The sequence below is a fragment of the Corynebacterium sp. Marseille-Q4381 genome (assembly GCF_036881695.1).
In the GTDB taxonomy this organism is placed as follows: Bacteria; Actinomycetota; Actinomycetes; order Mycobacteriales; family Mycobacteriaceae; genus Corynebacterium.
Genome location: NZ_JBAJNR010000005.1, coordinates 1 through 12,941, shown reverse-complemented (window position 1 = coordinate 12,941; position 12,941 = coordinate 1). Strand labels below are relative to the sequence as shown.

The window sequence follows — 12,941 nt, the reverse complement described above, 5'->3', positions numbered from 1 at the left end:
TCTCACTCCTTGGTGTCGTGCAGCTGCCGCATGGCGTCGCCAAGCCGCGCTCTTTCGGGGTTAACAGGTGCCGCGTTCAGCGCCGCGGACAGCGCCAGGTGGTCGGGGTACAGCTCGAGGGCATGCTTGCTTGCCGACGCCCACGTACCCCTCCCCACGTACCCCTCGTGAGGGTCCTTCGTGTTGATCACGCTGACGCCGGGGACCTTCGCCAGCGCGTCTGCGTCCTCGACGGGCGCTGCCACCAGCGTGCTGCCGGCGTGGTTGCGGTACTTCTGCGCGTCGATATCAGCCGCGCGCTCGTACGTGGAGAAGCGGAACAGGTTCCGCGCCTCCCACTGCGACAAAAGGGAGCTGACGACCGTGATCCAGGTCTGCGCGTCCATCGAGTTGTTCACCAACAGCACCGGCAGGCGGCGGGCTTCCTCCAACTCGTCCAGGATGCGGTAGACGACCGTCGTGCGGTCGATGCCCATAAACATCGAGCGCACGATCTCCCACGACAGGTCGACGTCGAAGTGCGGTCCGGGATCCGGTCCGTCAGCGTTGTCCGAAAGCTCGACCGCGTCAACGCGCTTAGACAAAAACGGCATCCGGAAATCCGGCGATCGGTACGCCTGGATCGGGTACGCAAGCTGCGGATTCTCGTACCGCGCGCCGTGGTCGATGTAGATGTGAGTGAACGTGTTGCCCTTCCGCCCGGAGGAGTCCTTGCCGGCCGGGCGGGTGTTCATGAACAGGCCGCGCCCGCCCCACGGGATGTACTCGAAACGGATCGGCAACTGGTCCACTTCCTCGGAGGTGAGGAAATCGCTGACCTCGTGCACGGGCCTTAGCGACCCGCGCACGAAGTGGCGCACGAACTCGACATCGCTGTCGTGGACGTCGCGGCTGGGGCCGAAGCCCCACCCGTCGCCCACCGCGCGGCCGAAGGACGCGTAGGTCAGCTGCCCCCAGCGGGAATTCGTGTCGCTCATCAGCGCTTCTTCCTCCTGAACAGGCCCCGCAAGCCTTGCGGTTCCTCGCTCCCCTGGTCCGGGTCGGAATCATTTTCCAGCCCGGTCGAATCAGGCACGTTGGTGACCGGCGGCGCGCCGTAGTAGAGCGTGTGCGGGGGCGGGTCCAACAGCACAGGCTCTGGATTGAGGTAGCCGTCCTCCTCTACCGGCTGGTACCCGCCGACCTGGGTGTACAGGAACAACCTGAGGTAGCCGCTGCCGCGCAGCTCGCTCATGTTGATGGCGAAGAAGTCCGGCTCCTGGTACATCTGCCGCGACGGGTTGTTGATGCGCGGCTGCCCGCTGCGGAAAATCTTGCGGCTGTCCTCCAGCGGAGTTCCGTCGGAGGACACCCGCTGGACGGAGACGCGCTGCTCGTCTCGGGTGGCGTCGACAGGCAAAAAGCCCTCCTGCGCCAGCAGCACAAAGCTCGCGGTCGCGGTGTCACGCTGCTCTTCCGCACTGATGGAAATAAGCAGCTGCTGCTCGTTGTACCTGCTGGGAAAAATGTCGTAGCGAAGCTTGATCAGGCCTGGGTAATCCACCAGCGTCGGCTCGCCGTAGACCGTCTTGCCCTGGTGGGAGCGGTACGGCATGAGGATCAGGCAGGAGTTGCGCTGCAGCTCAGCGCGGTATCCGCCGGAGCGGCGGTACTGGCTCTCGCTGATGCGGCCGATGTGCATGACCGAGCTGTCCGCCTTGATCGCCTCCGCGGAGCGTAAGTCGAGGCCCTGCTTGCTCTCCGGGTCGGTGTGGAGGAACTCAACGCCCGAAGCCTGCTCAGGCCACGTGAAGGTGATGACCTGCTCGGTGACGCGCTCAGCGATGCGCACGTTCTCGGCTTTGCCGCAGCGTACCCACGACTGGGTGTCACCGATCATCGCCTGGTTCTCCACCACGTTGACCGCGGTGATGTACATCGCGAACGCGTCGGATTTCCAGTCCAGGTCGATGTCTGTCTTCGCCGCGGGTGCAAGCCGGTTGTACCAGTCGCCGGGGAGCAGCCCGTACTCAGAGAGATTGTCCGCGTCCACCAGCTGGCCGGCGGCGCCTTCCGCCACCGGCTGCGCCGAGCGATAGATGCGAACCTCACCCGCGCCGGGCGACGTCCAGCTGACGGCGAAGCGCTCGCCGTCGCGCTGGATCTGCGGGGAGATGCGGGTCAGCTCCGCCGGCACCTCCACCGCCTGCTCGTCGGAGTAGTCCGACGTGTGCTTTTCCACAACGCGGCGGGCCTTGAACACGTAGGTGCGGCCGGTGTACTGCGGGTCCAGCTGGAACCCGCGCAAGTTCTTCTCCTTGGAGAATTGCTCGACCAAGCCCTGGTACTGGTCGATCAGGGAAATCTCCACGCTGGAGGTCCCGTCCACCTCGGCGTAGCTGCCGTAGATTCGTCCGTCCTCGTAGGTGACGTGGAAGTCGTCCACTGGGCGCACGTACACGCCCACGCCGACCACTTTCGGCTGCGCGCGCAGGGCCTCCGCCTCGGTCGCACCCTCATTCACCCACACGTGGAACGTGCGCACAGCGCGGTCGAGGCGCTCGTCGTCGACCCAGAGCTGGCCGGAGGTAATCGCGCGCACGCGGCCGTTGGTCGGCTCTAGGCCGTCGCTGGCAAGCAGCATATCCAGGCTCACCACGCGGAAGATACGCACCGGATCACCGGACGACGGGGCGACCCAGGACACCTCCAGCGTGCCCGGCTCGTCCGCACGAGCGCGTACGGTGACCTCGCCGCCCGGGAGCTTTTCCGGGTCGCCGGCGAGCGCGTTGCGGCGGGCGAAATCCTCCGGGCGCAGGTTGAGCAGCTGCGCGGGTTCCGGAGCCGGCTCAGGCTCGGGGGTAGGCGCCGGCTCTGGTTCCGGGGTAGGCGCCGGCTCCGGCTTGAGCTCGGCACTCGACGGGCGCCGCTTCAGCTTCGGCTGCGCCGGCGGCTCCGGTTGAGCTGTGCGCGGCGGGTTGCTGCCGTCCTTGTCGGCTGCGCCGGCTTGACCGGCTCCGCCGTTGGGGCGAAAGAAAAGGTCCGGCAGCGGGGTGCCCTTGACAAAGTTGCCGGTGGCCACAGCCTGCAGCAGTTTGGTCAGGGACTCGCTCCACTTGCTCAACGTGGGCTTGTCCTGCCACTTTTCCGGATCGTCTTTCGCGCGCAGGAAGATGCCGAGCTCGAACGCGGACGGCAGCTCCTCCTTGGCGATGCCTCGGCTGAGCGCCTGTTCGCGCCAGGTGTTTAAGGCGAGCAGATCTTCTTTCATCGCTTAATCCAATCCCGGCAGCTGCACGTTGCTGCCGCCGCCGAGTGCCTGGCCCTCGTTGCCGCGAAGCACGAAGGAGTCGCGGGTGCCCGGGCGGCCGTACTGCACCAGCAGCTCCGCCGCGCCGACCTGGTCGCCGGACTGGCGGGTCGCGCTGTGGTCGGTGAGGGCCTGGTCAACGTTGTTCGCGGTGCCGGCGGCCCAGCCGCCCTCAGTGATGAACTCACCGTTGAAGGTGCCGGAATCTTTCACTGCGCCGAGGGAAGGCATCTCGCGGGCGCTGGTGAGCATGCCCCCGCTGTAGTACTTCTGCTTCGCCAACAGCTCGTCGCGCTTTCCGCCCTCGTTGCGCTCGAGGCGCGCCACGACCTGGTTCCACTTGTTGCCGGTGCGGTCCTCGCCCATGAACTGCGGCGAGGACACGGCTTGGGCAAGTAGGTCGAGGATCTCGCCGGTGCCCTGGCCGCGGGAGCGGAGGTAGGAGTGCTTGTCGCCGCCCTGGTCACCGTGGCCCACCTGGACCATGTCGAATGCGCGCTTCAGGCCCACATCCACGCGTTCGTCCAGCCAGCCCTGGCGGTAGTACTCGCCGCGGATGTCGTCTGCGAATTTGTTGATCGCGGCTTCATCCGGCTCGGCGGTGGAGATCAGCACCGACGCCGGCATCTGGTTCATCGGCACCGGGGACTTGGTCTCAGCGTTGGCCACCGTGCCGAACGGGCGCTCCAAGAGCGCGCCGTAGATCCGGGAGATCGAAAGGAACTGCAGGTATGCGTGCTGAATGTTGAGGTATGCCTGCCACGCAGCCTCCATGTTGATCTTCGCGGCGCGCTCTTCCGACAGGATGTCCCTGCGCGTGGTCGCGACCTCAAAGATCTGCTTGGTGAACAGCCAGACTTGGATCAGCCAGCAGATGAGCCACAGCAGGAACCAAATGAAGAACATCCAGAAGATGGTCTTGCCCGATGCGTTGTTGAGGTTCTGGACCCAGCCCCAAGTGACCAGGCGCCCTGACGGGGTCTGCTCCGCCGTCCAGTTGCCGATACCCCACGCCAGCGCGAAGATTGCGCCGGACCAGAACACGACGTAGCCGAGCCAGCGCCAGATACCTGCCCCGCCGTTTCCGTTCGGCGCGTTTCGGCTGCGGGCCAGCGCGTCCTCGTAATCGCGGCGGGCCGTAAGGTAATCGTCCCACAGGCGGCGCTCATTCCAATCAAGCTGGTTGCCCAGGCGGGCGGCCAGACTGTTGGCGTGCTTGCGCTCCCAGGCGTCGAATCGCTGCAGAGTCTCGTCCACGCCGCGCGAGTTGGCCGCGCCGAGGCGCGCGCGGAACCCGCGGATGCCCTTCACGTCGTAGGGCTGCAGCGGCAGCTCCTCTGCGTTGCTGCGCAACCCCGGCGGCAGCTGCTCGGCGGTGAACGCCGTGCTCGGGCCGGGGATGATGTCGCTGGCAGAGCGGGCGGTGGCCGCCCCGCCGCCGGAAGACTGCAGGTAGTACGGGGGCTGGCCGGCGTCGTTCACAAGGCCGCGCGGGTTCGCGTCCGCGAGCGCCAACGAGGTGTCGATGTATTCCTCCCACATCGGCCGGTACAGTTCGCGGTTGAAGTCCAGATCCCTCGACGGCTGGCGGCCCTGCGGGCGCTCCTTCGGCATGTTTTCCAGGTTCCCGACGCGGATGCTGGAATCCTCGCCGAGCATGCCCTGCACCTGGTTCTCCACGAGGTGCTTAAAACCGGAAGACACGTTGCTGAAGAAGATTCCCGGCCAGCGCACGAGGTTCTGAGCGTAGAGCGCCCCGATCTTCTTGATCACGGCCAGCGACTCCATGTTCTCGGTGGCCTCTTTCTCGGCCTCCTTGCGCGGCGCCTCGATGTTCGCCGCGTTGTGCGCGATCACCTCCGCGGCGATTTGCTCGTTCGTCGCCGCTTGGTTGTTAATCGTGGTGACGTGCACCTGGTTGCCCCCGGCGGTGAGGCTGACTTTGGGGAGCTGCGCGACGTCGAAAAGCCGTGCTTTCAGCAGCTTCTGAATCTCCTGCGCGTCCACCCTACGGTAGAACGTGCGCACCAGCCGGATGCCATTGTCGCTGCCCAGCTGCACCACCGGGATGTGCTGCGCGCCCTGCCACAGCCCGCACAGGCCCGCGACCTTGCAAGCCACAGACAGCGCGAGCTCCTCCGGGTCGTTACTGTCGGCGCGGAAGACCGTTGACGCCGGGATGTCCGGGCTTTCGGATTCCTCCGGTGCGAGCAGCAGGTTGCTGAAACCAGCCACGAGCGGGAATTGCTTATCGACGCTCGCCCCAACCTCCGCAACGATCAAATTGGTGTTCGCCGCACCCGCCACGTAGCCCACACCTGTGTTGCGGATCTCGGACTGCAGGCGCTGGATCTCGTCTTGGGCCAGCACACCTGCGCCGCTGTCCTCGCCGATCACGTTGAGCGCGACCAAGTGCACCGGCGCGCCGCCGACGTTGTTGAGCAGGCGTGTCAGGTGGTTGTGCTCCGGGGCGTTGCCGTGCCCGATCAGGGTTCCGTAGCTGCCGTCCTCGGCGTCGATCCAGATGCTCTCGCCGACAAGCCCGATGGCGGCCATATCGGCCACGCACTGGCGCACGCGGCGCGCGAACGGACCCTTGTGAAGAAAGATGCTGATTGCTTCTGCCATGTTCCGTGCCTACTTCATTTCCCTAGTCGAGTCCGGGCATGCTGATCGCCGGCCCGCCACCGTTGAATTCCTGGCCCGTCGGGCCTGCCGGGGCTCCCGGCTGGAAGCCGCCGCCCGCGGACGGCGCGCCCGTCTTGTACGCCCAGTCGAGGGAGAACAACAGGTCGTCGATCGCGGAGACGTAGTCCGGCGCGAGGTCTGCGAACAGCGGCAGCGCCGCGGCGATCTGCAGGTCCTTCACATCACCGTACGGCTTCTCCGTGCGGCCGCCGAGGAAGCCGTCGTCGCTGCCGACCATCGCCGGGCTGTAGGCCACGGCGAGCTCGCGCTCGTCGTTCAGCCACTTCTTCGCCGCGGCGAGGCGCTCTTCCACGCTCACGTTCGGGCCGGTGCCTTCCACCATGAGGTACTCGCCGTTCTTGCGCTCGCCGGACCAAAGCCACTGGCGCAGCACTTCCTGGCCGCTGGTGTGGTTGGCAATGCCGTCGCCGCCGTAGAGCTGGCCGTCCTGGCGCCACTGGGTCGGCATCTCGCCTTCGTCCCACAGCGCGCGCAGCGCGAGGTAGGGCTGGATGGAGCCCATCACCGGCTGCTGGTTGATCTTCGCCCACGCCATGGAGGAGTTCTCCAGAATCGCCGGCAGGTAGTTGCGACGGTGGCCCATCTGGCTCGGCGGGGTCAGAAGCGGCGTGGCGATGGTCAGCCACTTGTCCTTGGTCTGGCTCTTGCCGCGCACGTCGTAAATCTGGATCGGCTCGTTGTCCGCGGACACGCGCACTTCCTCGGAGTGGTAGATGCGGCCGGTGAGCTTGCCCACGAAGTAGCCGCGGATCATCGCGCCGCGCTCCATGTCGCTCATCGGCAGGGCCGCGGACAGCGGGCGCGCGCGGCGCATGCGCCAAAAATCGGCGCGGGCGGTTTGCGACGACGCCGCGTCCCACTGCGCCGCCGCCTGCGGCAGCACGGAGCTGAAGACTACCGGCGGGTACTTCTCAAAGGAGCCGGTGATGCTGATTTCGCGCAGGCCGCCGCTGTTGCCGAAGGCGTCGGCAAGCGACTTGCGGCTTTGCGCGTTGGCGGCGCCACCCTTGAACTTCGCCAGCTCGTCCGTCAGGCGCGCCTCAAGCGCGTGGTTCTTGAACGGGATCTTGGTGAAGACGAAGTCGTAGGAGATCGCCTGGCCAAGCATGGCCTGAAGCACAGCCTTGTCCACCTGCGCCAGCGGCAGCGCCAGTTCGAGAGCGAGGGCGAACTTGGACACCAGGTCGTTCTCGCGGCGCTCGCGCTCGTGTGCCGGGTAGCCGTCGGCGTCGATGTACTCGGCGAGCGATTCGGAGATGAAGGCCTCGAACGAGGTGCCCTTGCGGTTGATGAACCTCCGCGAGCGGTCAAGGACGTCCTGGGAACGGATCTTGAAGTCGAAGCGCGGCTTGCGGTAATCCAGGTGCTCGCCGGTGCGCGGGTCGATGGTGTGGTGCTGCGGGACCCACCACATGCCGTCGCGGACGGAAAGCAGGTCCTTCGGCGCGGGCTCGGTGTCGGCGCCCTGCTCCCACTCGCCGGCGACCACGGCCTTACCCGCGAGGGCAAGCCCGGTCTTGAAGGACACGGAGTCCTGGCCGCCGTTGGGTCGGGCGTTCTCGATGTCGTGGACGAAGCGCTCGCGGAACTCGCTGCGCGGTGTAATCGACGCCTCGGTTGCCGGCGCGCCGAAGCGCGAGTCCACATCGCCGTCGGACTCAGCCGGCCAGAGGTTCGGGTAGATCGTCTGCAAACGGGAAATACCCAGCTCCGGGTCGGTCGTGACGGTGCACTGGCTGCGCAGCTCCTCGCGCTGGCGGGTGATTTCCGCCTCGAGCGCCTTGAGGAAGTCGTTGTCGAAGGCGCGCAGGAGCTCGGCCATCTGGCGGGCGATGAACGCGACTGCGCCATCGCGGAACTCCGGCAGCATGTGGGCGTAGATCTGCCTGGAGAACTCGGAGCTGTCCGGGATCTTGCCGGTGTTGTTGATCTTGTCGTGCACCGGGCCCTTGAACTCGAACCACACGTGATCCGGGAAGTCCTCCAGCTCAGCGACGACAACCTTCAGCTCGGCCTGCAGCTTGCTCAGAAGCTCCTTGGCGTATGCGGCGCCGTGCTTGCCAACCTCGAGGCGCAGCGTGTCCAGCAGGTGGCTCTGCAGCGCTTCTGGGCCTGCCCATTCAACGAGCGCGCCGTAGAACGGGCGGTCGGCGCGGCGGTCCGCGTTGAACTCGTTGTTGACGCGGTAGGAGGCGTTGCTGAGCTCGCGGTAGACCACGTTCAGCCACTCGTTGCCGCGCTGCTTGTTCGCGTTCGGGATGGCGCCGATTGTCTCGTTCAAGCGAGCCTCCGACCAGCCGGTGATCACACCGCCGAAGTTGCGCTCGATCCATTCCTTCTTGCTGCCGACCAGCGGCAACACCGCGTTCATGCGGTCGCGGAAGGTACCCCAGTTGGTCGCCACGCGCTCCTCGAGCTGCTGGGCCTCGTCCTTACCGATTTCTTCCTTCTCGAAGTGGCCGTTATTGATGTGGTTGACGGCCCAGTGCGCGAGGCGTTGCGCAGAGTACTCGGCGTAGCGGTCGCGGCCCATCGCGACGCGCCCGTAACCGAAAGTGCCCCACGGCACGAACGGGTACTCGGTTGCACCCCAGCCGTAGTAGTGAGAGCGGCTTGGCTGCGGGTTGTTGATCACGTGGGCGACGTAGTTCGCCATAGCCAGGTGGTCGGTGAACAGCGACGCGAGACCCAGACCAAGCGAGCGGTAGATGTCCGACGGGGTGCCGTTGCCGATCTCAGTGATCTTGTCGTCGGTACCCACGGTGCGGCCGACCGGGAAGATACGGCCAACCGGAATGTCCTCCATGGAGATGTTCAAGCCCATCGCCTGGTAGGTGGCGGCGTCGGTCTGCACACCCGCCCCGGCCTGGCCGGCTGCAAGCTCGGCGAACATGGCCAGCGCGTTCGGGTTCGTGCCGGCGAAGGAGTCCATCTGGCCAGTCTCGCCGCCGGAGAACACGTCAGGGGTGACCATGTAGAGGCCGACACCGCCGTTATTCACACCCGGCAGGGCGCTGACCAGGCGGCACACGTCAACCGCCATCGACGCGCCGGAGCCGCCGGCCATCGAGGAGATGATGAACACGACCGGGCCGGCGACCTCGCGGTTTTGGCCGGTCTCGGTTGCGATCTGCATCAGGTCCGCGTCAGTGTCGGCGCTGATCACTTCTGCCCAGGAGCGACGCAGCTGAGCGTTGACTTCCTTCAGGCGGTTCAGCACGAGCATGCGGCCCACGCCGCGGAACTGTCCGGCGCCGTTGGCCACGTCGAGCGTGTCTAGGGAGCCGTCCTTCAGCGCCCAGTTGGACAGGGTGCCCAGCTTCGCCTCGCGGGCCGCGCTGTCGGCGATGTTGCGGCGAACGCTGCTCAAGCCAGCGTTGGTGCCGCAGGCAACGTAGTCGCCGCCGGCCTCGGTCACGCTCGGCAGCTTCGACTTCTCCACCACCTCGGGCACCAGCGGGGCGTCAATGGAGACGAACTTCCACGCGTCCGGGAGACGCTTGTTCTTGGACCACCACTGGGGCGCCTGCTTCTCCAGCGTCGCCTTGAGCTGATCCATCATGTAGGACATCGTCTTGGCGCCACTGCCGCCGCAACCGACTACGAAAACCTTGTACATGTGTGTTCCTTAAAACTGCGTGTGCGTGTGGAGATTGAGTTAGTTGGAGCCAAAGCCGCCCGGTCGAGGTTGGTAGCCGCCCGGGTTGGACCCGCCCGGGTTGGACCCGCCGGAGCTGCCCCATCCGCCCGAGCCAAAGCCTCCCTGGTTGTGCGGGTTGCCGCCGGAGGCGCCCCAGCCGGAGCCGAAGCCACCCTGGTTCCCCGGGCCGCCGGTGTTCCCCGGGCCGCCCTGGTTGCCCGAGCCGAAGCCACCCGAGGTGTAGTTACCGCCCTGCTGGGTCGGCGGGGTCGGTGGAGTTGGCGGCATCTGCTGGTTTGCGTCGTCGTTGCCGCCGCGTCCGCGGCCGCCGAGACCGCGCTTCTTGCCCGGCGCGGCGCCCTCCGTCGGAGTGGTCTCTGCAGCGCGGGTCTCGTGCAGCTGGCGCGCGAGTTTCGGTGCGCGCGTGCGGATCTCGCTGGCCGTTTGGGTCAGCTGCTGTTCCGGGGTGCCCGGGTTAATCAGCGCAACCACGTCGTAGGCCTGCGGTCCGCGGCTGCTCGGCGCGACGAACCACGTGTTGGTCAACGCGAGCGGGAGCTTGGCCGCGCCCTTCACCTGGTCGCCGTCCTCGCTGAGGGACGGCGTCTGCTTAAGCACCACCGGCGCGTCCGCGAACGGGTTCGGGTGGAAGCCGCGCACCGTGCCCTCGTACTGGAAAGCGGTGAAGGACGTCGGCGTGAGCGTCGCAGGCGTGCGGAGCGCCTCCTGGGTAGACAGCTTCGGTTCCCCGTTAACGAAGCGTGCCTGCGCGCCGTCCACATCGATCTGGAAGCGCTGCGCGCCGAGCTGGCGGCGCGTCGGGATGCGCGCGGTGAGGTAGCGGATCAGGTAGAAGATCACAAGCGGGATCAGCAGCGCCGCAAGCAGCGTGCCCAAAAGTGCGCCGGTGAACTTCGCGGTGTTCAGCGGCACCGTGTAGGAACCGTTGACGGACACCGGGACGGTCGCCGGCTCAACCGCGCCGTCGACGTCTGCGACGGTGACGTCCACTGCGCCGTTGATGATGCCCTCGGTGGGCTCGTCGACGGTGAACGTGACCGGCAGCGTCGCGGTCTGGCCAGCAGGAACCTCGAGCGCGTTGGCTGCGGAATCGTGCGTCGAAGCGACGCCGACCGCGCTGACGCCGTCGGGCAGGGTGTCGGCGCGCAATGTCGTCCCCGGCTCGACCCACACCTTGCCCGGGCCCTTCACCGTCACTTCGCCCTCGCCGGTCACGGAGTCCGAGTTGAACTGGATCGGGCCGGCGAGCTGCGGCAGGTTCTGCGGCGAAACGCTCAGCGCCTGCGAGTTGATGAACGGGGAGAAGGTCGTGCCCGGCTCGCCCGCGGTGGTGACCGTGGTGCGCGATTCCAGGCGGCCGGAAAGCGGCGCGCCGTTCAGCTTCGGCGCTTCCACCTCGAGCGAGCCGGAGGAGATGTCGGCGTTGTCCGCCAGCACCTGTGGCTCCTGCCCGTCCGGCGTGAAGGTGACGGTTGTGCGGGCCTCGCCAGCCATCGGGCGCACGTTGCCGGCGCCGTCGACGAGTTGGATGGTGAGCGGCTGGTCGTCGAAAAGCGACAATGCCCCCGCATCTTCCGAATCCGGACCGGCGAACCGCACCTGCAAGTCGGGCTGGATCTCGATGCCGGAGATGTGCTGACTGTCTTTGTGCGCGTCGTCGACACCGGCGAAACCGACCTGCCAGCGGCCCGACCAGTCCTGGCCGTCTGCCATGCGCATGCGGCCGGTGACACGCTGCACCGGCTCGTGAGTCGCGACCCACTCAACAGCCGCGCCCTGCAGCTCGCCGCGGCCAGAGTCGCCGAGATCCAGCGTGGACCCGTCAGGGGCGGTCAGCACCACGTGTGCGTTCGGGCCGAGGTGCTCCTCAGCGATGACGTTGAGGCGCACCGCGTCGATGGAGTTGTCGAGCGCGAACTCGACCGGCTCCCCCACCGGGCCGGAGACCACCATGTCGCGGCCGGACGAAAGCGCCTGGCGGAACGCGCCGAAAAGGGCACCCACGTTAGACGCCTCGAAGAAGGTACCGTTCGCGGGCTGGTCGCCGCAGGGCGCGCCGCCTTCAGCCTCGGTGATGCGCCGCAGCAAGGAGAAGTCGGAGGGCTTGCTTGCCGACGCCAACCCAATCCCCACATTCGTAATCCCGCCGGCACGCAAACGGTCCGCAATTCCGCCAGGTCGGCAGATGCGCTCCTCAGCAACCTCCGCGCCCTCCTCGGCGGTGAGTTCACCGTCGGTGAACGTGACCAGCATGCGGCACGGGTTCGCGGAACCCGAGCGGGCGAAGTCGTTGTACGCGCCCTCCATCGCGTTGGCGTAGTTGGTGTAGAGCTCCGCGGTGCGGGTGCGGAAGTCCTCAATTTCGCCCTTGACGCGGTCAGCCGAAGACTCGTCGAGGGTCTGCCACTCGCCGTAGTTGGCCGGGTCCGTGGCGCCGGAGCGGTACTCCTGGCCGAAGCCGGAGACGCGGACGCGGATGTCCACGCCCGTGTCGGCGTGGCGGTCCACCAACTCGTCGACGAAGCTCTGGGCTGCCGGGATACGGTTGTGCTCGTCGTCCGAGCCCGGCAGGGACTCGTCCACGCGGTCGTCGACGAACTCGCCGACGAGCGAGCCGGTCTCGTCCATAAGCATCACGACGTCGAGCGCGCCGCGCTCCGCCATGCACGCGCCGAGCTGCTGCAGGGAGTCGTTGGGGGCCGGAGCCTGGGCGGCAGCCGGCATCGCGGTGGAAATCGCTGCGAGGGACGCGGCCGTCATCGCCGCGGCGGCGCGGCGCAGGGAAACATGAAATGACATGGCGGGTTACTGCCTTCCGAACCAGAGCGCGAACATGACCGACGAGACGACCACGGCAACCACCAGCGCGGCGACCGTGGCGTAGAACAAGGTCTGCTTCCAACCGACGATTTCGTACAGGCCGTTCGCGCGTGCCTCGGTGTTCTTGGTGAAATACAGGCCGAGCGCGGACACACCCACGATGCCGGACAACGCCCACGCGATACCGGTGAGCACGCCCCACTGGGTGTCGATGGAGCGCAGCGGACCAAAGCCCACAACCGCGTCGAGGATCAGGGCAATCAGCGCAAGGATGAGGCTGGGAAGCAGCAGCGCGTGCGGCGCGGACGTGGTCTTGAACTCCGCCTGCGGCGCAGCGGGGCTACCGCCCGAGCGGGAGCTGCCACCCGGAGCGCTGCCGCCGCCGAAGCCTTGGGGCTGGCGCTCGCCGACGGCCGAACCGGGCGCGGGTGGCGGCGGCGTGGGCTCGGGTTGGGGTTGGGG

At 67.0% G+C, this 12,941-nt stretch carries 6 protein-coding genes; all 6 read right to left on the bottom strand.

The window, feature by feature from the left end:
- Positions 1-2 precede the first annotated feature (2 nt).
- Positions 3-977 carry a GAP1-N2 domain-containing protein gene (locus tag V6D40_RS05235; protein ID WP_334289310.1) on the bottom strand — a complete coding sequence of 325 codons (975 nt, stop codon included), beginning with the start codon at positions 975-977 and terminating at the stop codon, positions 3-5.
- Positions 977-3,250 carry a hypothetical protein gene (locus V6D40_RS05230; protein ID WP_334289309.1) on the bottom strand — a complete coding sequence of 758 codons (2,274 nt, stop codon included), beginning with the start codon at positions 3,248-3,250 and terminating at the stop codon, positions 977-979. The genes V6D40_RS05235 and V6D40_RS05230 overlap by 1 nt, the downstream gene beginning before the upstream one ends.
- 3 nt (positions 3,251-3,253) lie before the next feature.
- A complete protein-coding gene (locus V6D40_RS05225) occupies positions 3,254-5,917 on the bottom strand; it encodes a hypothetical protein (protein ID WP_334289308.1) in 2,664 nt (887 codons plus the stop codon).
- 22 nt (positions 5,918-5,939) lie between these two features.
- A complete protein-coding gene (locus V6D40_RS05220; RefSeq protein WP_334289307.1) occupies positions 5,940-9,617 on the bottom strand; it encodes a tubulin-like doman-containing protein in 3,678 nt (1,225 codons plus the stop codon).
- A gap of 39 nt (positions 9,618-9,656) precedes the next feature.
- The gene (locus V6D40_RS05215) at positions 9,657-12,458 is read right to left on the bottom strand and encodes a vWA domain-containing protein (RefSeq protein WP_334289306.1); all 2,802 of its coding nucleotides are present in this window, start codon (positions 12,456-12,458) and stop codon (positions 9,657-9,659) included.
- A gap of 6 nt (positions 12,459-12,464) precedes the next feature.
- On the bottom strand, positions 12,465-12,941 hold a 477-nt coding region (locus V6D40_RS05210), incomplete at its 5' end, for a hypothetical protein (protein ID WP_334289305.1).